The 23,144-nt window shown below is 35.4% G+C and carries 16 protein-coding genes; 5 read left to right on the forward strand and 11 right to left on the reverse strand.

Translation table 11 applies throughout. From position 1 onward, the window contains the following. Positions 1-9: 9 nt before the first annotated feature. The 9 genes from ACOI1C_RS14395 to ACOI1C_RS14435 form a co-directional block, all read right to left on the reverse strand. A complete protein-coding gene (locus ACOI1C_RS14395; protein ID WP_422511197.1) occupies positions 10-1,044 on the reverse strand; it encodes a lipopolysaccharide biosynthesis protein in 1,035 nt (344 codons plus the stop codon). Continuing rightward, entirely contained in the window at positions 1,044-2,180 is a 1,137-nt protein-coding gene (locus ACOI1C_RS14400; RefSeq protein WP_422511198.1) for an SDR family NAD(P)-dependent oxidoreductase, read from the reverse strand. The genes ACOI1C_RS14395 and ACOI1C_RS14400 overlap by 1 nt, the downstream gene beginning before the upstream one ends. 177 nt (positions 2,181-2,357) lie before the next feature. Next, a complete protein-coding gene (locus ACOI1C_RS14405; protein WP_422511199.1) occupies positions 2,358-3,809 on the reverse strand; it encodes an oligosaccharide flippase family protein in 1,452 nt (483 codons plus the stop codon). 124 nt (positions 3,810-3,933) lie between these two features. Next, positions 3,934-4,779, reverse strand: a complete 846-nt coding sequence (rfbD, locus tag ACOI1C_RS14410) for a dTDP-4-dehydrorhamnose reductase (protein WP_422511200.1) — start codon at positions 4,777-4,779, stop codon at positions 3,934-3,936. After that, positions 4,779-5,801 (reverse strand): dTDP-glucose 4,6-dehydratase, encoded by a 1,023-nt coding sequence (rfbB, locus tag ACOI1C_RS14415; RefSeq protein WP_422511201.1) that lies wholly within the window; start codon positions 5,799-5,801, stop codon positions 4,779-4,781. Before rfbB ends, rfbD begins: the two co-directional genes overlap by 1 nt. An 11-nt stretch (positions 5,802-5,812) precedes the next feature. Beyond that, positions 5,813-6,370, reverse strand: a complete 558-nt coding sequence (gene rfbC, locus ACOI1C_RS14420; protein ID WP_422511202.1) for a dTDP-4-dehydrorhamnose 3,5-epimerase — start codon at positions 6,368-6,370, stop codon at positions 5,813-5,815. A gap of 20 nt (positions 6,371-6,390) precedes the next feature. Then, positions 6,391-7,263, reverse strand: coding sequence for a glucose-1-phosphate thymidylyltransferase RfbA (gene rfbA / locus ACOI1C_RS14425; protein ID WP_422511203.1), 873 nt, complete (start codon positions 7,261-7,263; stop codon positions 6,391-6,393). A 180-nt stretch (positions 7,264-7,443) separates the two neighbouring features. Then, a complete protein-coding gene (locus ACOI1C_RS14430; protein WP_422511204.1) occupies positions 7,444-8,280 on the reverse strand; it encodes a glycosyltransferase in 837 nt (278 codons plus the stop codon). Between the two features lie 12 nt (positions 8,281-8,292). Continuing rightward, on the reverse strand, positions 8,293-9,651 hold the full coding sequence (locus ACOI1C_RS14435; protein ID WP_422511205.1) for an O-antigen ligase family protein: 1,359 nt from the start codon (positions 9,649-9,651) through the stop codon (positions 8,293-8,295). Positions 9,652-10,121: 470 nt separating this feature from the next. Here ACOI1C_RS14435 and ACOI1C_RS14440 point away from each other — a divergent pair, with 470 nt between their 5' ends. Continuing rightward, a complete protein-coding gene (locus ACOI1C_RS14440) occupies positions 10,122-11,105 on the forward strand; it encodes an LCP family protein (protein WP_422511206.1) in 984 nt (327 codons plus the stop codon). A 197-nt stretch (positions 11,106-11,302) separates the two neighbouring features. Here ACOI1C_RS14440 and ACOI1C_RS14445 read toward each other — a convergent pair whose 3' ends face one another. Beyond that, entirely contained in the window at positions 11,303-17,911 is a 6,609-nt protein-coding gene (locus ACOI1C_RS14445) for a PA14 domain-containing protein (RefSeq protein ID WP_422511207.1), read from the reverse strand. 530 nt (positions 17,912-18,441) lie between these two features. On the opposite strand from ACOI1C_RS14445, the gene ACOI1C_RS14450 reads away from it, so the two are divergent. Genes ACOI1C_RS14450 through ACOI1C_RS14465 form a run of 4 tightly spaced genes read left to right on the forward strand, consistent with a single transcriptional unit; the run spans position 18,442 to position 21,949 of the window. Beyond that, complete coding sequence (locus tag ACOI1C_RS14450; protein ID WP_422511249.1) at positions 18,442-19,146, forward strand: glycosyltransferase family 2 protein; 705 nt, start codon at positions 18,442-18,444, stop codon at positions 19,144-19,146. Between the two features lie 29 nt (positions 19,147-19,175). Continuing rightward, the gene (locus ACOI1C_RS14455) at positions 19,176-19,544 is read left to right on the forward strand and encodes a DUF2304 domain-containing protein (RefSeq protein WP_422511208.1); all 369 of its coding nucleotides are present in this window, start codon (positions 19,176-19,178) and stop codon (positions 19,542-19,544) included. A gap of 10 nt (positions 19,545-19,554) precedes the next feature. After that, positions 19,555-19,902: an EamA family transporter gene (locus tag ACOI1C_RS14460; RefSeq protein ID WP_422511209.1), complete on the forward strand. Its 348-nt coding sequence runs from the start codon at positions 19,555-19,557 to the stop codon at positions 19,900-19,902. A 16-nt stretch (positions 19,903-19,918) separates the two neighbouring features. Beyond that, on the forward strand, positions 19,919-21,949 hold the full coding sequence (locus ACOI1C_RS14465) for a DUF2142 domain-containing protein (protein WP_422511210.1): 2,031 nt from the start codon (positions 19,919-19,921) through the stop codon (positions 21,947-21,949). A 92-nt stretch (positions 21,950-22,041) separates the two neighbouring features. Here the strand turns inward: ACOI1C_RS14465 and ACOI1C_RS14470 are convergent, their stop codons facing one another. Then, positions 22,042-23,037, reverse strand: a complete 996-nt coding sequence (locus ACOI1C_RS14470; RefSeq protein ID WP_422511211.1) for an LCP family protein — start codon at positions 23,035-23,037, stop codon at positions 22,042-22,044. Positions 23,038-23,144: the final 107 nt, after the last annotated feature.

Below are 23,144 nucleotides of genomic sequence, written 5' to 3' on the forward strand. Positions count from 1 at the left end.
ATTCCTCCACTATCTTTCCACTAAAAAGTGATATCCTTCTTCCCCAGTTAAACCAAGTATATCTATTACAAAGTAGTCAATAGAGTATCTTGCTTTTAATTTTTCATTCACTTTTACGTAAGATGTCGTCATAAATTCTTTAGGTACATTCACTTGATTTCGATCTATTATACAAATATTATTGGGATGATAAAAATCATATTTCTTAATTTCTTTATTTGTAGTGATCATTTTCTTATCCGCTCCGAGCATCTCAATCGTTCTCATAGTTAGACCCGTCTGTTTTGGATGTTGTATATCGACAACTGCTCTTGATTGTTTTAATTTTGCTGTTAATTGTTCACTAGGCATACCAGTGAATGAGAATTCTGCTATTTTACTATCATCTAAATCACTAGAAAAAAGTTTTCTTTGGTAGTACATTAACTTACTAGGAATATACATAAAATAGAAGACAGATAAGTTTTTTACTGAAAACTGATCTTTCACTTCTTTTAAAATCTTATACCTGTCGCTGTGTACCGTACCGACAAAAAATAAATCGTAAACGGTTGTAAGTTTTTCTGTTGCAATCAGTTCATACTCTTTATCAAAAAACAATGGCCGGAAGGTTAAACCAAATTGTTCACAGTCCTTTTTATCAAAGGAAAAAACTTCATCAAAAAATTCTAGTTTTTCTAAAGTATTCACCTTATTTGCAACAGAATCCCAAAGCATTAGTGCCATTCTAGCATTGGGGTTCATCTCTTTGATCGCTTTTAAAAATAATATTGGTGTTGCTTCAGCTTGGCAAATGAAGATATAGTCATAATTCTTATCTTTAATTTTTAAAGTTATTTCTTCATAATACTTATTTACTTGCAAGGTAACGAGGTTTCGATTGATTCTTAATAATGCCTTTGAAACAACCGAATTAGAAGGGCGCTCGTCGAAATAATCTACTTCTGCCCCCAATGATTCCATTGATTTCAATATTTTTATATGATAATTAAAAAATAATGGGCATAAAAATAAAATCTTTTTATTTTTCAAAGTCGATTCCATTACTTATATAACCCTTTTTTCTTCATTTCTTCGATTGATTTTTGATAGTTATCTTCAACCACTTCTTGTTGATTAACCCAATCAACAAATTTAGTAATTCCTTCTTCAAAGCTTACTTTCGGGCTGAAGCCTAATTTATCATGAATTTTAGTCAGATCTGCATAGTTATGTCTAATGTCACCTAAACGATAGTTTCCACTGATTTCAATCTCTGTATCCGATTGATACTTTTTCTTTAATAAAGTTGCCACTTCTAATACGTTTGTACATACTCCTGTACCCACATTAAAGCTTTCAAAATTAGCTTCTTCTTTTTCAATTCCCAAAATCGTTGCGTCTACGATATCGTCAATATAGACAAAGTCTCTCGACTCTTTACCATCTTCAAAGATATTAATGTTATTCCCATTTTTAATAATCGTTGAGAAGATCGATAGTATTCCTGTATAAGGGTTTTTTAAGGATTGACCAGGACCGTATACATTTTGATAGCGATAGCCAACAACAGGAATATTTATTGATTTACCAACTACCATACACATATCTTCTTGCATTTGTTTCGTAATTCCATAAATAGAGGTTGGGTGAATTTTCGTTTCTTCAGTCGTTGCCATTAACTCCACATTACAATTACAGATTGGGCATTTCACTTCAAAATCTGCTTTACTCATATCTGCTTCTGTTCTTGCGACCGGGTAGACTGTACCGTGTTCAGAACAGTGGTACATTCCTTCTCCATAGATTGCTCTAGAGGCTGCGATAACAATTTTCTTCACTTGATGCTCTTCATTCGTTAAAATATGTAATAAATTTGAGGTTCCTTTTACATTCACATCGATATATTTATTAATTTCATACATAGATTGACCAGTGCCTGTTTCGGCTGCTAAGTGAACAACTACATCTATACCTTTTAACGCTTGTCTCCAGTCTTCATTATTGATAACGTCCCCATTAATAAAATTCACTTTATCTCTAATTTTCAAGAATAACTCCGATTTAGTACCATCTTCTCCGTGAATTTGTGGAGATAAATTATCTAGAACCGTTACTGTATATCCTTTATCGAGTAGTTTTAGAGCTAGATTACTACCAATAAATCCTGCTCCACCCGTAATTAGTATATTATTTGACATGTTATATTCCTTCTTTCTATATTAAAGGGCTAAAGTATTTATCTTTATATAATTTTTCTCGTACACCTAAGTTTACTCCCTATTATACAAAATGAACTGAAGAAGTTCAAACATCATTCATTATTGGGAGACTAGTGAAGTAAGGCTTTTAGTGAAAACCACTCTTTATTCGGGGGGCTATTTACCTAATTTTCTCTTAATTTTATCTATAGTCATAACAAGTACTTCATCTTTAGTTAAAAATAAAATGAATCCATAAAGAATGGAACAACTACTAATAATAAGAATAACTACTAGTATCGGATTTGAAATGAACTCACGCACAATTACTGATAAGGGAATGAACAAAATGGCATAGATTAAATATTTCATTTTGCTTAGTTCAAATAACTTAAAGTTAACTTTTAAACCAATTCTTATATAAGCATACTCTGTTAATATGAGTATTAAATGAGCGAGTGTCGTTGTAAGAATTGCATTTGTCGGTGTAAGAATATCTAGTTGGAGCAAGATGATATTAAAAATCAGATTAATAAATCCACATAAGAACATCAGCCTTACTAATATATTTTCTCTCTTTTTTACATAAATGATTTGATTCGCTAGTATTGAATCAATCCCTAGCAAAATCATATAGAATGAGAATACATTTAACACTGGAATGGCATCAATAAAATCATTTCCTCCATAAATATAGATCGCAAAATCAGAAAGAACATACATCCCTATTGAAGCAGGGAACAAGAATGCAAAATAGATTTTCGAGGTTTTATTAAGAAGGGCAACATAAGATTCATCATCATTTGCATGTAACAAATAAGATAGTCTCGGGATGGTAACCTGAACAATACTTAAGAGTAAAGCACCTATTATTCCAACAATTTGTTGAGGAATAACATAATAGGAAACATATTTTGCACTATAATATTCCCCTAACATAAACCTATCTAGCAAAGTATACAGCACGTTAGCATTTGAAAAGATAACCACAATAAAAAGTGGTCTTAAATGGCGCACAATACGTAAGTTTTTAAAATTAAATTTTACCGTTCTCTTAATATAGAAGAAACTGATAATATTGTTTAAAAATGTAGCGACAATTAACAAGATGGCATATTCACTATAATCCTCTGCACTATTAACAAAAATAAAGATCAAGATTACATAAATACTTCTCACAATAATTGTCTTAAATGTAATAAAGTCATAATTTTCCATTGCCTCATTAACCCATTCAACATAGAAAATATTGATGATGAAGTTAAAGGAGAAAATTAATAATATAGGGAAAATAACGTTATCACCGTATCCTAAGAAGCTAATCGACAAGAAGATAAATAATGTCGTTATGCTAGTAACTAAGCTTATGATAAACAAACTGGTGAATAGCTGATTAACTTTGTCCTTGTTATCTCTTATTCTGCTCATTTCACGTAAACCATATTGATAGACACCAAAACAGGCAAAAATAAAGAAATAAGCATAAATAGACTCTACGAATTGTACTTTTCCAATGGAGTCTGCACCTAACATCCTGTTTACATAGGGACCTACTAGTATAGGAAGCACTAAATTAAACATATTCAATAAGACTTTATATAAAACATTTTTAACGAGGGATTTTTGCATGATCGTGCCTTTCTACTTTTGATTGCTTAGGAATGAGGTTCTACTCATGTAATCATTCTACCTATTATCATACACATCTATGGAAAAAGAACTGATAGTCACTATCAGTTCTCATCTTTTGCTTTTAAAAATTTTCTTCATCTAGGTAGACAGCCAATGCATCCTGCCAATTACGAAGAGGTGTAAAACCTTCTTTATTTATTCTATCCTTACTAAGAACTGAATACTTTGGTCTAGCAGCCGGTCTTGGGAATTGTTCGGTTGTTAACGGATTTACCTTCACGTCAAGACGAGCTTGCTTAAAGATTTCCACTGCAAATTCATACCATGAACAAACACCTTCGTTTGATGCATGATACGTCCCGTACTTCTCCGACTCCATTAATTCAACTAAAAATCTAGCCAAATCAACTGTGTAAGTTGGAGAGCCAACTTGGTCATGTACTACTCCAACTTCACCACGTTCTTTGCCTAAGCGAAGCATAGTTTTGACGAAATTGTTGCCGTACACACCGTACACCCAAGCGGTTCGAACAATGAAGAAACGTTCTAAATGTTCCTGTAAGAACTCTTCCCCAGCTAGTTTTGTTTCACCATAGACACCAAGTGGACTTGTAGGATGGTCAACCTCGTATGGAACGCTTGCTTCCCCATTAAACACATAATCTGTGCTTACATACACCATTTTTGAACCTACTTGATTTGCTGCCTGTGCTAAATATTTTGTACCTAAGGCATTCACAAGATGAGCTGCTTCTTGATCTTCCTCAGCTTTATCGACATTTGTATAGGCCGCACAATGTATAATGGCATCTGGTTTCACTTGTTCCATAAATGCATAGACAGCTTCTTTGCTTGTAATATCCAATTGACTTCTATCTGCAGCAATAACCACATGCTTCTGTTCTGTTAAGACTTTAACGACATCTTGTCCCAATTGACCGTTCGCGCCGGTTACAACAACCTTCATTATTCTACCTCTACTTTGTCACCATATTGAGATTTAAAATATTCTTGATAATCTCCAGATATGATGTTTTTCCACCAATCCTGATTTTCAAGATACCAATTAATGGTTTGTTCAATTCCTGTATCAAAGTTATACTTCGGTTCCCATCCAAGCTCTGTCCGTAGCTTAGTAGCATCAATAGCGTAACGACGGTCATGCCCGAGGCGGTCTGTCACATACTTGATAAGCGATTCAGGTTTGTCTAATTGTTTTAAGATGGTTTTAACAATCTCAATGTTCGTTCGTTCATTGTTTCCACCCACATTGTAAACTTCTCCATCCTTCCCTTTATGAAGGACTAGATCGATAGCTTGGCAATGATCTTCAACGTGTAACCAATCACGTACATTTAGCCCATCACCATATACAGGAAGTTCTTTGTCTTGTAGTGCATTAATGATAATAAGTGGGATTAGCTTTTCAGGGAAATGAAACGGGCCATAGTTATTTGAACAACGAGTAATATTTACAGGTAAACCGAATGTCTCATGATAAGCACGAACAAGTAAGTCTGAGCCTGCTTTGCTTGCACTATAAGGACTATTTGCGGCTAATGGCGTTTCCTCTGAAAAGTAGCCTGTTTCACCAAGCGTTCCATATACCTCATCTGTCGATACTTGTAGGTACTTTTTCACTCCAATTTCTTTAGCTGCATCTAAAAGGGCCAAAGTTCCTTGTATATTTGTCTTCACAAAAATATCTGGGTTTGTAATGCTTCTATCAACATGCGACTCGGCAGCAAAATTTAAAACATAATCAAACTTCTCTTTTTGAAAGAGTTCATTTACAAAATCTCGATCTGCAATGTCACCCTTTATAAAAGTGTAGTTGGACGCATTTTCAATGTCTTTTAAATTCTCTAAGTTTCCTGCATATGTTAAATAGTCTAAGTTAACAATCTGATACTGTGGATATTTAGTAACCATATAGCGAACAAAGTTACTTCCTATAAATCCTGCTCCACCTGTTACGAGTAATTTCATGGTTGTTCCTCCTACTTGTCGTATACAAAGTTATGATTAATTTCTGCTAAAACCGGAAGTTTTGCGTCTTTGTCAGAAAGGATCGGGTTTGCTGTCGGCCAATCAATTCCTAGGGTTGGGTCATTCCAAATAATACCTGCATCATGTTCTGGTGAATAATACTCATCCACTTTATAGGCAACTGTTGTATCTGGTACTAGTGTGCAGAATCCGTGTGCAAATCCTTGTGGGACTAATAACTGCCGTTTGTTGTGTTCACTTAAGATGACACCAATCCAAGCTCCATATGTTGGTGAACCCTTTCGAATGTCAACGGCTACATCATAGATTGCACCCGTAATACAACGCACTAATTTAGTTTGTGCCTTTGGATTTAATTGAAAATGCAATCCTCTCAATGTGCCAACTGGAACCGAAAGAGACTGATTATCCTGGATAAAATCTAGGTTTAAGCCTAATTTTTCAAATACGTCTTTGTTATAGCTCTCCATAAAGTAACCTCTATGGTCACCAAATACTTTAGGCTCAAGTATCACAACATCTTCAACTTTAGTTTTAATAATGTTCAACGTTTCCACCTCAGTAGTATTTATTTTGCCTGGTTAGCAATCTTGATTAAATATTGCCCATATTGATTCTTTTTAAGAGGTTCTGCAAGCTCCAATAGCTTCTCTTTTGTAATATAGCCCATATTAAAGGAAATTTCTTCTAAACATGCAATTTTTAAGGTTTGACGTTTTTCGATTGTCTCAATAAATTGAGATGCTTCAAGTAATGATTCATGTGTACCCGTATCAAGCCACGCAAATCCACGACCTAGCAATTCAACGTTCAATACACCCATGTCTAAATATTTCTGATTTACATCTGTAATTTCAAGTTCTCCTCTATGAGAAGGTTCGATATTCTTTGCAATTTCAACAACACTGTTATCATAAAAATAGAGACCTGTTACGGCATAATTCGATTTAGGAACATCCGGCTTCTCTTCAATGGAGACTGCCTTACCTTCTTCATCAAATTCTACTACTCCAAAACGCTCAGGGTCATTAACATAATAACCAAATACGGTGGCCCCTTCTTTACGTGCAGCTGCATTTCTCAACAAATTCGTTAAACCATGACCATAGAAAATGTTGTCTCCCAATACTAAAGCAACGGAATCTTTTCCAATAAATTCTTCCCCAATGATGAAAGCCTGTGCTAGTCCACCTGGATATGGCTGTGCTTCGTATGTAAGGTGTATTCCCAAGTCAGATCCATTACCAAAGATTTGTTCAAAACGACCAATGTCTTGTGGTGTGGATATAATTAAGATCTCTTTGATTCCAGCAAGCATTAATACGGAAAGTGGATAATAAATCATTGGTTTGTCATAGACCGGCAATAATTGCTTTGAAACTACTTTTGTAAGCGGATAAAGCCGAGTTCCGCTTCCCCCAGCTAGTATAATTCCCTTCATTCGTACATCAAGCTCCTTGCTATAATATAGTATTCTAAACGGTCACCCCATGATATGTAAGCATAGATAGCAACTCATTAATTGTTGCTATCCACATTATAGATTCTTTTCTGTCGTATTAACACCGTATATAAACTATTGTAACCAATTGTTAACATTTTCTTAATGGTTCTATCCACTCTAGGCCGAAAAGAGTCGACGTAAAGTATATAAGGCTATCTTCTTATTTTTCACCAATACAACTTGTTTAAGTAAACGTTTCTGTAATTGTTGCTTAAAGGCTTTATATAAATCTTTCTTGTAATTCTTATAATAATGAAATTCTGAGTTAAGAATACTCTGATACCGTTTTAAAGATACTTGATTATAATCCATAACCGATAATTCATGCTCTAACGAAACATCAACCACTAGTACAAACTGCCCTCTTAAATAGATCTCATTAAATAGCCAATGATCTAAATAATCTAACGGAAATTCTTCGTTAAACCCATTAATCCCATTTAGAAAAGAAACACGAATAAGTGCACCGGAATTAATAGCCATTACCGGACGTGTTTGTATGCCTACATTGGGTCGTTCCTCGGCTAAGGGCCGTAAGGAATGACTATATACCGGTGAAATCATCACATGATTACAATTAATTTTCGGAACAACGGCCACAACACTTTGTTCAACATCTAGTCTTTTTATTTTATGAATATAGTCTGCGGTGAGTTCTGTATCATGATCTAAAAGCAATAGCCATTCACTGTTGTTTTTTCTTGCGCATTCTAATGCATAATTATAAGCAGTTGCTATGCCTAGATTTTTAGAGTCATGAACATATGAGACAACAAAACCACTATTGTTAAGTGGAGTCACAACCTTTTGTTCTACTGGGCTGTTATCATAAATAATCACCTCAACTTCACCTAATCCTAATGAATTATCTACTAGGTGTTTCTTTAACGTTTGAAAGGTTACACAATCTTCAATTTTCATTTGGTATAGAACCAAAACAGCAGTAAGTTTCATAATGAGTTCTCTTTATCTCCCTTTGGATTTAGTTTGTTCTTTTCTCTGCTGAGATATGATTAACAAGATTAAGAAAAAGCTAATACCTATTGGATTATTAATAAATGGATTAATATTAGTCAATAATAAAATTCCCATAAATGCAGCAAGTATAGATATTTCTATGTTGGTTAACTTCGAGCCTCGCTTGTGCACGTAGTAAAAATTATAAAAAACAAGTAAACATAAAAACAACCATATGCCGAGTCCTACCAACCCTTGTTCAACCAAGATATCCAAGAAGCTCATTTCAATTCCAGTCACTCTCCCACCTATTTCAGTACCATAACCAGTACCTATGAATAAGTTTGAGGGTTGATCAAAAAGGATGCGCTTAGAATCGACTATAAATTCCATGCGTGCATTTACACTAACATCATTAACCTCTGTCTTATGTTTTGAAGAGCGGTTAGAATGCTTAGTATCATTATAACTGCTGTCAGTAGTGGTTTCTTGTTCGAATCTATCCAATGTCATATTCTCGTATAAAACTGGCACTGAAATAATGACCACTACTAAAATTAGAAACTTTTTTATAAATTGTCTTGAATGTACTAGGGTCTTTGTCTTCTCAACCATACCTTTAATCGGGTCGGTAATGATTTTAATATCAGTCAAGATGATTATTAAGATACTAACTACAAACGCAATGAGAAATCCTCTTGTTTCTGACCAAAGAGCCGAAATGGAACAAAGTATGATATTAGCTATATCAACTTTCAGATAGCTCTTGTTTAATACTGAATTAAGTGAAATGATGAGACCTATCAATACGAAGAAGTGACTCTTGTAAAAAACACTATTACTAGGTCTGAAGAATAAGTCGTCATTCATAATCAGGTTCATAAAATTATAAAAAGGCACAAAGTTGTTACTAAATACAGTTTTCCCTAAGAAGCTAACTGTAATAGTAAAGATAGCCACAACAAGAGCACTATACTTCAAGATTGTGATGATTTTCTCTAATGAGAATCTTTTCTCAGAAATGTAATAAGCCAACGGAAAATATAAAATAAAATAAGTGACTCTAAAGAGATCGGTAATGATGTCAGATAGAGCATGCCCATTCATAATGCCGATTATCGCACTTACTCCAAACCAGCCTAACAGTATATAAATACCTATTGTTATTGCGTTAAATCGAAGAAATGTATTAATTTCTCTGTTTAAAAAATCCCTATTCTTTAATATTCGTAAAATAAACGATAGCAATAAAAGTATAAATAATACCTGACGAATTGATAAAACACCAAAATCTATAAGCCTTCCGCCACCACCAACAAATATCTCGATAAAAAACACTGTAAGTAGTGTCTTCTCAAATTTATTCATGACATCCTCCCCCAGATATCCAATACTTTGTATAGGTAAGTGATAAAGTTAATTTCACCACCGTATTTTTTTAATAGTAAAGATCACCATGCATCTAAATCTTAAAGGTATAAGTTACTAAACAAACAGCATATCTTTACATTGTTGTCATAAGCATATATTCACCCACATATTCTCATTATTTTATTTTTAAAGAAAATTACCATAGTAACGCACATTTATTTTTATTTGTAAAATATTAAATATGATTACTATTTTTTTTCAATTGACGAATGATAGTTATTGATACATACATTTACAACCTATCCATATAAGATTGCTTCGTTAACCGACTTTTACTTTTGTTTACTAACAAAGATTAATTATAGCATTTTTATGTCAGTTTTTGTATACCCATGTTCTTTTTTGTAGTGCTTATACTATTTTGGCTTCATGCACCAAATAGTCATTTTTTAAAGGAGTAAATAAATATGACCAATACAAGATCGAATAAATTAGAAAAGAAAAGGAAAAGTAAATGGTTCCGTGTAATTTTGACTGGCCTTGTAGTGTTTTTTCTATTTCTAGGCCTATTCGTATATAAATTTTATAGTGATATCGTTAAAGCTGTTGATACAATGCATAAACCAATCTCAAGAGATGTATCGGATAAACGGGAGGAACAAGTTGAGTTTGAGGTAGAAGATCCTATCTCAATATTGCTAGTTGGTGTTGATAAGCGTGACGGAGATTCAGGGAGAACAGACTCCATGCTAGTAATGACTATTAATCCTGAGAAGGAGTCAACCAAAATACTAAGTATCCCACGTGATACTAGAACTAGGTTGATCGACAAAGAGAAACCTAAAAATTCCAAGTATGACAAAATCAACCATGCCTATGCCTTTGGGGGGATTGAAATGTCCATTGATACTGTTGAAGAATTCTTGAATGTACCAATTGATTACTATGTTCAAATAAGCATGGAAGGATTTAAAGATATAGTTGATGCAGTGGGTGGGATTGATGTAGTAAACGAACATTCATTTGAATTAGATGGAACCTATTTATCTAAAGGCCCACATCATTTAGACGGTGAAGAAGCATTACAATACGCTAGAATGAGAAAAGAAGATCCCCTAGGAGATTTTGGTCGCCAAGCAAGGCAAAGAGAAGTAATTTCAAAGGTAATTGGGAAAGGCGCATCTATTTCTTCTGTAGCAAATTACGAGGATATACTAATCGCTTTACAAAATAACATTGAAACAAATCTAACTCTAGATCAAATGGTTGATATACAGTTTGACTACAAACCTGCTGCTGAAAACATCGAGAAATTAGAAATCGAGGGTGAAGTTGAGAATCGCGGTAAATCCTACGTTATTGTAGAGGATACGATCAGACAGGCTTTGTCAGATGAGTTACGTACCCATTTAGGGATACCTACTTCTGCAGTATCAAAATTTTCAAAGTAAATGCTTATTAATTGCCCAAGTAAGGATGCGAAAATTCGTCTGTTTTCTTGGGTATTTTTATTCAGAATAAAATTCAGTTAAGAAACAATTCAAACTTAATTTTTCTTGTAAAGCTAACCTAAATAAAAAGATACCCTCAATGGCAATATCCATTTGAGGGTATCTTTTATCTTAAAAACTATTAATCTAGCATTTTATCACCATGTAATATTTAAATGTTCTCCATATAACCATCCAACTTGTCCGTTAACGTTGACTCTATACCATTTATCAAAGTAAGGATAAGGATATCCAGTTCGTACATCCGTATTATATCCAATGACTCTAACTGGAGTACCTGGTGCTAAAGAGCTAATGAATGTTGAAGAAGTCACATAAGGCAATGACCTCAGCTTTAGACCATCATTATTGACTACGGCATTAATTTCTCTGTCAAAATTAATGATAACATCTGTTGGATAGGGTAATCCAACTGGAATGTCTCTAACTAGTGAAGCAGGTTTTTCATTTGACGCTTGTAAGATAACCGCATCTTTGTAGTACTTGCCATCAAATGTTTTTATATCTGCCATTATTCTAGCAATCTTATTTGCCCATTCTGGATCCGTCGCATATCTAACATTCATTCCCGGTAGATTGGGATTGTTATAGTATGCTCCGCCTTCTGTTAAATAGTCGTATCTAATTTGATAGGCTACCCTTGTAATACTAGCCTCTTTAGTTGGAAAATAGTATCCACATGTAAATGGACAAACATCGTAAGCACCATACCCATATAAATTATTCTTAAAATTGATTAAGTTTGAACCACCCCAACCAGTTTCAAGAATGGAATGTGCCACTAAATATTGTGCATTTACACCATACTTTTCTTGAACATTTATGAAAGTTTGTGCAAGAGCCCTAAGTGGACTATCTGATCTATTTTTTCTATCAAAAAAGCTCTCTATCTCGGCAGCAGTAATTTTCGCTCTTGTTCTTAAATCTATTTCCAAATAAGAGGTTGCTTCTAGTGGAGTTAGGGTCACTTTTAAGTTGGCTACATACGCAGAATCAAAATATTTTACCTTGATTTCATGCTGACCATTTAAAGTAACGTTAACCCTGTTCACTTTTGGACCATTTGTCCATGAATCAATTATCACCTTTCCGTCTACAAGCACCTGAATGCCATCATCAGAATTGGTATCTATCTGATAGGTTCCTGCATCATAATGTGCTTTTTTTACAAATTCAGCGGAAAAGTTATCTGCAGGGATTAAAGTGTGAGGTTGACCTACACCCCAATCAAAATTCAATTCTTGTATCAGGTTTTGAGCTCCATTACCACCTAAAACAATTGGATTACCTTGTAAACTAGTATTTGGATATAAATAACCTACCCAGCTATCTGTTTTCATAACATCCGCAAGTGGCTGTAAAAAGAAATCTATATGACTACTCTCAGTTTGCTCAAAGTATCTAACCTCTATCCAGTGAACATTCTTTTCATTAGGATCCGAAACATTTCTGTCGTTAATGGAAATCTTTAGATCATCCATAGAACTTCCTGTTGTCCAGCGATCTAATACAAGCTTTCCATCCACGTACACTTGGATCCCATCATCAGCTTTTGATCTTATTACATACTCACCAGCAGGTATTCTTTTAGCCGTTCGATAGATTGCTGAGAAATTATCTGCAGCAATAACATTAGGAACTGGAGAACCACTGCTATTATTTTCAGATAGAGCTTTGTATTGTCCAACAGGTTGAAGCATCTTTGTTACAATCGGCTTTCCACTTAAACTAGCATTAGGATAATAATAGGATACCCATGTATCAAAAGGTGCAACATGTGATAAAACTTGAGCATCCCCAGTTTTTTCATAATAGCTAGTAAGTATCTTATGATAGCCTGGTTGTGTATTTAACATAAGTGAGGTATCCAATACACCTCCTGAATCTGTCCATCTATTAATCTTCAATTCATCATTCACTTTTACCTTAATTCCATCATCTGCAAAAGTTTGAATGAAATAATCTCCACCTACTAAATATTGAGATTGATCAAATAGTGCTTCAAATCCATCAACTGGAAATCCTATAGGCCCGCCTAACCTCCAAGTATATTCAAGCTGTTGATTGGATTGGAAATAAACTTTGTTCGGGCTAATAAATTCATAATCAAATGAAAGAGTAGCATTACCCACATTCTCATAATATTCTACTACAATGGTGTGTTTTCCACTTTCTACATAAGCAGTTTGCCTCTTCGTGATTGACACACTATTTTGCCAACCATTTATTAGTAACTGCCCATCGAGAAATACTCGGATTCCATCGTCTCCACTTGCATTAAACAAGTAGGTACCCGCATTAAGAGTAACTTCCTTTGTATAGCGTGCTGTAAATTGGTCACCCTTTACCTCTTTGTGTGGTGATCCAAGTCCCCAGCCCCAGCTAAAATTAATATCTGATATTGGCTGAGCCGAATTCTTCCCACCCATTACAAATGGGATTCCTTCAAAATTCTGGTTAGGGAAAATTTCTCCCACCCACGAATTATCAATGGCGGATTGGAAGGATTCAAGTTTGAATTCTACTTTTCCATTACCTGTGTTCTCTAGATATTCTACTTCAATCCAATGAATATCCTTTTCTTCGGCACTGGCGGAATTTCTATCCGAAATTCGGATTTTTACTCCATCCTCAAGCATAGATCCGTTCGTCCAACGATCAACAACCATTTTACCATCGACATAAACACGAACCCCATCATCTACCTTTGTCCTCAAAATATACTCTCCAGCTTGTAATCGCTTAGCTGTCGTATATCGTGCTGAGAAGTTATCGCTTGGTATTGTCTTAGGTTCTGGGCTACCTGAACCAAAATCTTCAACTAAGCTATGTTCCCCAACTGGCTGAATAATTTTAGCTGTTGTTGGCATACCTGTTAAGCTGTTATTCGGATAATAGTAAGCAAGCCATGAATCAAGAGGTACAAGATGTGAAAAGACCGCGGCTCCTGCGACTTTCTCGAAATAATGAGTTTTTACTGTATGCTGACGACCTCCGTCTACATCTAACCACAATGCGCGATCAGTGGTGCCTGTATACTCACTCCAACGATTTATCGGCCATTGACCATTGACCTCCATCTTGACTCCGTCATCTGCGAAGGTTTGAATGAAGTAATCTCCGCTAGAATAGGTTCCAGATTGATCAAATACACCCATAAAATAGTCAGCTGGAATGCCGGTTCCCGGGCTGCCCCAGCCCCAATTTTTTTGAACATCTTTCCCTGTTACAGTTGGCATTTGTGCCATCTTTTTATAATCAAAAGCTAGTTTAGCTGCCCCGACTTGTTCGATATATTCCACCACGACCTTGTGACTTCCACTACTTATTGGAACGATCTCATGTTTGGGTTTAAAATCATTACTAGTCCAAGCATCTAGTACAACCTTGTTATCTACTAGAACCCTCACTGCATCATCACCTTGCGCTGTGAAAAGATAGTTCCCAGCCTCTAGGTTTATTTTCTTCGTATAACGGGCTGTAAAATGATCACCCTTTACTTCTGTATGCGGTGAACCAAGACCCCATCCCCAATCAAAATTGATACTAGCAATCGGTTCTGAAGCATTCTTTCCACCCATTGCATATGGAATTCCTTCAAAATTAGTATTTGGGTATATCTCACCAACCCATGCATCTTCGGTTGCAGATTGAAAAGACTCAAGATAGAATTCAACTTGTCCACTTCCGATATCCTCACGATACTCTACTTCGATCCAGTGAATATCCTTCTCTCCAGCTTTTGCATCTGCCAGATCTGAAATTTGAATTTTCACTCCTTGCTCGATCATAGAACCGTTCGTCCAACGATCAATCACCTTTTTCCCATCTACATAAACACGAATCCCATTGTCAGCCTTTGTTCGCAAAATATACTCTCCAGCTTGCACTCGCTTTGCTGTTGTATATCGAGCAGTAAAATGATCACTTGGTATTCCTTCTGCCGGAGCACCATATCCATAATTTTGTACCAACTTCTTTTGTGTCCCAACTGGCTGAATTATTTTAGCTGTTGTTGGCATACCTGTTAAGCTGTTATTCGGATAATAGTAAGCAAGCCATGAATCAAGAGGTGCAACATGTGAAAAGACCGCGGCTCCTGCGACTTTCTCGAAATAATGAGTTTTTACTGTATGCTGACGACCTCCGTCTACATCTAACCACAATGCGCGATCAGTGGTGCCTGTATACTCACTCCAACGATTTATCGGCCATTGACCATTGACCTCCATCTTGACTCCGTCATCTGCGAAGGTTTGAATGAAGTAATCTCCGCTAGAATAGGTTCCAGATTGATCAAATACACCCATAAAATAGTCAGCTGGAATGCCGGTTCCCGGGCTGCCCCAGCCCCAATTTTTTTGAACATCTTTCCCTGTTACAGTTGGCATTTGTGCCATCTTTTTATAATCAAAAGCTAGTTTAGCTGCCCCGACTTGTTCGATATATTCCACCACGACCTTGTGACTTCCACTACTTATTGGAACGATCTCATGTTTGGGTTTAAAATCATTACTAGTCCAAGCATCTAGTACAACCTTGTTATCTACTAGAACCCTCACTGCATCATCACCTTGCGCTGTGAAAAGATAGTTCCCAGCCTCTAGGTTTATTTTCTTCGTATAACGGGCTGTAAAATGATCACCCTTTACTTCTGTATGCGGTGAACCAAGACCCCATCCCCAATCAAAATTGATACTAGCAATCGGTTCTGAAGCATTCTTTCCACCCATTGCATATGGAATTCCTTCAAAATTAGTATTTGGGTATATCTCACCAACCCATGCATCTTCGGTTGCAGATTGAAAAGACTCAAGATAGAATTCAACTTGTCCACTTCCGATATCCTCACGATACTCTACTTCGATCCAGTGAATATCCTTCTCTCCAGCTTTTGCATCTGCCAGATCTGAAATTTGAATTTTCACTCCTTGCTCGATCATAGAACCGTTCGTCCAACGATCAATCACCTTTTTCCCATCTACATAAACACGAATCCCATTGTCAGCCTTTGTTCGCAAAATATACTCTCCAGCTTGCACTCGCTTTGCTGTTGTATATCGAGCAGTAAAATGATCACTTGGTATTCCTTCTGCCGGAGCACCATATCCATAATTTTGTACCAACTTCTTTTGTGTCCCAACTGGCTGAATTATTTTAGCTGTTGTTGGCATACCTGTTAAGCTGTTATTCGGATAATAGTAAGCAAGCCATGAATCAAGAGGTGCAACATGTGAAAAGACCGCGGCTCCTGCGACTTTCTCGAAATAATGAGTTTTTACTGTATGCTGACGACCTCCGTCTACATCTAACCACAATGCGCGATCAGTGGTGCCTGTATACTCACTCCAACGATTTATCGGCCATTGACCATTGACCTCCATCTTGACTCCGTCATCTGCGAAGGTTTGAATGAAGTAATCTCCGCTAGAATAGGTTCCAGATTGATCAAATACACCCATAAAATAGTCAGCTGGAATGCCGGTTCCCGGGCTGCCCCAGCCCCAATTTTTTTGAACATCTTTCCCTGTTACAGTTGGCATTTGTGCCATCTTTTTATAATCAAAAGCTAGTTTAGCTGCCCCGACTTGTTCGATATATTCCACCACGACCTTGTGACTTCCACTACTTATTGGAACGATCTCATGTTTGGGTTTAAAATCATTACTAGTCCAAGCATCTAGTACAACCTTGTTATCTACTAGAACCCTCACTGCATCATCACCTTGCGCTGTGAAAAGATAGTTCCCAGCCTCTAGGTTTATTTTCTTCGTATAACGGGCTGTAAAATGATCACCCTTTACTTCTGTATGCGGTGAACCAAGACCCCATCCCCAATCAAAATTGATACTAGCAATCGGTTCTGAAGCATTCTTTCCACCCATTGCATATGGAATTCCTTCAAAATTAGTATTTGGGTATATCTCACCAACCCATGCATCTTCGGTTGCAGATTGAAAAGACTCAAGATAGAATTCAACTTGTCCACTTCCGATATCCTCACGATACTCTACTTCGATCCAGTGAATATCCTTCTCTCCAGCTTTTGCATCTGCCAGATCTGAAATTTGAATTTTCACTCCTTGCTCGATCATAGAACCGTTCGTCCAACGATCAATCACCTTTTTCCCATCTACATAAACACGAATCCCATTGTCAGCCTTTGTTCGCAAAATATACTCTCCAGCTTGCACTCGCTTTGCTGTTGTATATCGAGCAGTAAAATGATCACTTGGTATTCCTTCTGCCGGAGCACCATATCCATAATTTTGTACCAACTTCTTTTGTGTCCCAACTGGCTGAATTATTTTAGCTGTTGTTGGCATACCTGTTAAGCTGTTATTCGGATAATAGTAAGCAAGCCATGAATCGAGTGGAACGATATGAGAGGATACTGCAGCTATAGCCACATTTTCTAAGTAATGGGTTTTTATGGTATGCTGCCCCTCAGTCACTCCTAACCACAAAGCCCGATCGACAGTCCCTGTATACCCACTCCATCGGTCAATAAGGTATTTTCCATCTACCTCTACTTTGACACCATCATCAGCAAAGGATTGAATGAAATAATCTCCTCGCTTATACTGACCTGATTGATCAAAGAGAGCCGTAAAGTGATCTGCAGGCAAACCATTCCCTGGACTTCCCCACCCCCAATTGTATTGAACTTCTTTACTTGGTTTCGGTTGGAATACTGTATTTACTTCTGCGGAAGTTGCCTGATTTGTCAATAACATAAACAACATGAGTGGCGCCACAATTTTTGAAAACTTCAAATACAAAATTCAATCAATCCCTTCTCTGTGGTATAAATAAAGATTTTTTATAGTAGTTAATTAATAAATTAATAGTTATAAATAATTTAATAGTTATATATCTAGAAAAAAACAACAGAGTTAGTCCTATCAATAACATAATATCATACAAAACGACAAAATCCCCACCATCTTTTTACCTATTTCGGATACTTTTGACATAATTCTACTTAAATAGATTCGTAATCTATCAAGTTATTTTTCATACGATTGATAATTTCCACTTAGGAGATGAGATCTTTTGCATAAAGGATACGCAGAAAAGAATTTAAGAAAATAAGAGGATTTTACTAAGGAGAAAAATCAAACTCCAAATTTCGGATAATCTGACTTATTAGTATATGCTAAGACTAAGACAGAACCATATGGTAAAATGCTATAGTAATATGTATGATAGGAACGATAATGTTTTCATAAATTATACAACTTGTTTTACAGTAAAAGCAGATTGAATAGGAGGCATTTCGGTGAAGATTCTAGCCATTGTTCCTGCATTTAATGAAGAGCAGAGCATCCAACACTTAGTTAAACTATTTGAGAAAGTAGATAAGGTAGATGTAATTATTATAAATGATTGTTCAAAGGACCGAACATCAAAGGTATGCATAGAATTGGGTCTTAATGTAATAGATCTTCCTTCAAACTTAGGAATAGGCGGCGCAGTCCAAACTGGCTATAAATATGCTGAGAAGCATGGTTATGATATTGCTATACAAGTCGATGGTGATGGTCAGCATAATCCTGCCTATATTAAGGAACTGATTAAGCCAATTGTTGACGGAAAGGCTGATCTTGTCATAGGTTCTAGATATCTGAATAAAGAAGGATTTCAATCCACATTTATTAGGCGCGTTGGAATCCATTACTTTAGTTTTCTAATTAAAATTCTAAATAATAAGAGGATTACTGATCCTACTTCAGGATTTAGAGCTTGCAATCGTCAGGTCATTGAACTTTTTAGCAAGAGATATCCTCATGATTATCCGGAGCCTGAATCTATTGTTTATTTATTAAGAAACAATTATTCTGTTGAAGAAGTACCCGTTGTTATGCTAGAAAGAACAGGCGGAGAATCAAGTATAAATGCAATAAAATCTGTATATTACATGATTAAAGTTTCACTAGCCATTTTAATTGATAACTTAAGAAAAATTGGTCTAACTTAAAATCCCGAGCAAGTAAAGAGGAGTATTCTATGATCACTGCCCAACTTCAGATTATCCTGGTTATCGCATCAATTATCACGTTCATGGCCATTATTAATATGATTCGAAAATATAATTTGGAGCTAAAATATTCATTGCTCTGGTTGTTCTTTTGCACGATCAATGTCTTGCTTGCAGCCTTTTCTAACATTGCTGTATTGATAGCTGAATTATTAAGTATAAAGGAACCAGTGAATGCCATCTTCCTTTTATCCTTTGTCTTTCAATTCTGTCTTATTTTTAGCCTTACTCTAACCATTTCTGGAATTTCTAATAAACTTACTCAACTTGTCCAAGAAGTAGGTATATTGAAAAAAGAGGTTGAAAAAATGCAGAATTCAAGTTCGGTTGAGAAATGAGGGAATTAAAATGAAAATTGCTCTTATCATTCTAAATATCCTCTGTCTTGTAGGCGGCCAAACCGTGTGGAAAATCGGTTTGGAAAACTTACAACTTAGCGGAAATATTTTTCAAAAGCTGATCCAATTCTTCTTTTCTCCATTTATTTTCCTAGGATTTGTCCTCTATATCGTTGCAACTGGGATATGGATGTACCTTTTATCAAAATTACCTCTGAGTTTTCTGTATCCCCTGCAAAGTCTTGCCTATGTTATTGCCCTGTTCATTGCACTCTTTATTTTTAAGGAGCATATCCCGATTTCTAGGTGGGTGGGTACAGGAGTAATATTGATAGGTGTTTACTTAGTTGTAAAATGAAGGAGTTTTAGTTGAAATGGATAGGTTAAGAAATTTATTACATACTGAATTGAAAAATTCCTGGTTACCTTTGGTTATTGTTACAGTCGTGTTTTTATTATTTTCTTTATATATTTATGAAAATAGAGGGATCTTCATTGCTCCGAGAGAGGTAGAAAATACAGTCCTAAGCTTGAATAGGAGTGAAGACACACTTGGTGAAATAGTAGGAAATATGAAGATTTCTCAAACATTTATCTCCACTCAGAAGGAATTTTCAAGAATTCAAATTCCTTTTAAGACATACAACAGGCAGAACACAGGTATCATCTCGGTTGAATTACATGATATGGAAAAGAACAATTTGATCTTTAAACAAGATATTCACCTATCTGATTTACTAGAGGGAATAGATCTTAACTTAGATTTCCGTCAAGTAGAAAATGCAATGGAAAAAGAATATCAAATTAATATAGTAAGTCAAGATCTGGTTAGCGGAAATTCAGTTACTGTTTGGAAGAGCTCAACAGATTACTATAAATTTGGTGGATTAACTATAGACGGTTTTACGGAACCGGGTGATTTACATTTTAAAGTAATCGATGTAGAAGCTAAAAAAATAAAGCCAATACTAAGCAAAGTTGTTTTTGTTTCATTGGGTTTAACAATACTTTTTATTTTTGTCCTAACTTCTATTGCTATTAGAAGATACAAGGACCAGATTCACAAGGTATTTCTTGTAACTTCAATTCCTGTAGGGCTGATCTTAACATTGATTGTACCCCCATTCGACCACTTAGATGAGCTTGAACATTACTATCGTTCATTTGAGGTTTCTGAAGGTAAGTTTACTAATCAAGTAACTGAGCAAGGGTTAGGAAATTACTTACCACTAAGCTTAATGAATACTGTTCAGGAAGTAAGATTTATTCACCAAGAGGGGTATAGATATACTGATGTAAAAGATGCACTCCACAATAAAATAAATCCAGATGATCGTATTTTTATCCGCAACTATGCAAGTTCCTATGCTCCTATAATCTACATTCCTCAAGCTCTTGGAATGATAGTTGGAAGAGTAATCTTTGACTCTCCTATCATGATGATGTTTTTAGGAAGGATAATTAACTTTTTAACCTACGTGGCTATAGCTTATATTGCAATAATGATTGTTCCAGTAAAGAAGAAATTGTTTTATTTGGTAGCATTGATGCCTATGGCTATTATACAGGCTACCTCCTTATCAGCAGACGCAATTACTAATTCATCAGCCTTATTGTTTGTTTCATACATTTTATATTTAGCATATGGAGAAATTGATAGTATTAAGAGTAAACATATAGCAATTTGTATACTAATCGGCTTGTTCGTCGGACTATCAAAGATCGTCTACCTTCCAATTATATTGCTCTTTTTAATCATTCCTCTAGTAAAGTTCGAAGATAAGAAGGACTTTATGAAGAAGGCAATCATTATTTTAATTGGGTGTACCCTTCCTTTCCTTGTTTGGAACGTTTTAAATATCTCAAATTTATCAGTTCCAGACTTGAGAGTGAACCCTGGTGTTTCTCCAAAAAATCAGGTGCTTTTTATCCTTACACACCCTTTCCATTACATAAAATACTTTATTGACACACTCTTGTTGCAGGGACCTTCTCAAATTTTATCGATGGTAGGTAAAGTAGCTACCAATTACTTTTATCCCGCTCCTTCAATAGTCATTTATACATTTATATTTATGTTGTTTTTCTTCGGAATAACAAATGATGAATCAGAGTTATCAATAAAATATCGATTGAAGGATCGGCTTATCTTCTTATTCACCTTTTTTTCTGTTACTTTTCTAATTTTCACCGCTCTTTACGTAGGATTCACAACTGTTGGTGGTCCAATAATTTTAGGCGTACAAGGGAGATATTTTATACCTATTGCGGTTTTGTTCTTTTTTAGTCTATCTACAAGAAAGATTGTTATTTATGATAAAAATATTAATTTCCTGATTAATACAATGATTCACTGTGGAATGTTTGCATTATTACTTCAATATATCTTTGAAATCAATAAATAACCATTGAGAGGGTCACACTAAAATGTGTATCCTTTTTTTGTAAATAAAGAACCTTCTAATTTAAGCAAGAAGGTTTTTAAATTTTATCATCACTATTCATTTTTAGTTTCTTCCGTAGCTTTTTCCTGTGCATCTAGAGTCGATCCATTTAAGAAATCCTTTAATGCCTTACTATTTTTCTCTTTATCTATTTCAATAACAGAACCAGCATGTTCATAATCAGCCATTTCATATGAGTTATCTACTGGAATCCTTAGTGTCTTTATATCATCGGGAGGATTCAATATAAAATCTCTCGCAATGGCTAATCGATCCATTGTGTCCATATTCGTTTCAACATAAGGCTGGATCGTTCCAGTTAATTTCGGAAGTTTGGTGATACCATAGAGTCCTAATAATTCACTCTTCAATGTATTGATAACCTGCTGTTGTCGCCTTACACGTCCAAAATCTCCTTCAGCATCGTGCCTAAAACGTGCATACTCAAGAAGTTCCTTCCCATTTAGACGCTGAAGTCCGGACTGAAGCTCTACATGAAGAAAAGATGACATTTTCTTCTCTACATCAATTTCAATTCCTCCAGGTGCAAGCGTATCAACCATTTTCTCAAAACCTTGAAAGTCCACTACTGCATAGTACTCAATATCAATATCAAAATTTTGTTTGATTGTTTTCCTTAATAGTTCTGGTCCACCTAAAAAGTAAGCCGTATTGATTTTGTAGTTTTGTTTTCCCGGAATTTCTGCATAGATGTCTCTCATTATTGAGACGATTTTTGATTCACCATTTTTAGGATTGTACTGGGCAATCATAATAGTATCTGTCCTTGACTGTTCTTCCCCGCGTGAATCTACTCCTAATAATAGGACGTTAATGCGACCCATCTCATCCTTTATCCCTTTAAACTCTACTTTTTCATTCTTTATATTCACAACTTCTGACTCACCAGCTTCATTCAATCCTTCATAATACTGGTAAACACTGTAGGCAATTACTAAAATAACTAGAGAGAAGATAAAAAGAAGTGATTTCCACAATAATTTCTTACTTTTCTTTTTATCGTTTCTTTTTTCAATTCTTGAACTCATTTGTCACCCTTCTTTACTTACAAATTTCCTCTAATATAGAATTCTATCACAAAACTAAAAAGAGTAGTTAAAGTACATTTCCCCTAATTCATGTTCATCTTATAGAA

The sequence above is a fragment of the Bacillus sp. DJP31 genome (genome assembly GCF_049310945.1).
Lineage (GTDB): Bacteria > Bacillota > Bacilli > Bacillales > SA4 > Bacillus_BS.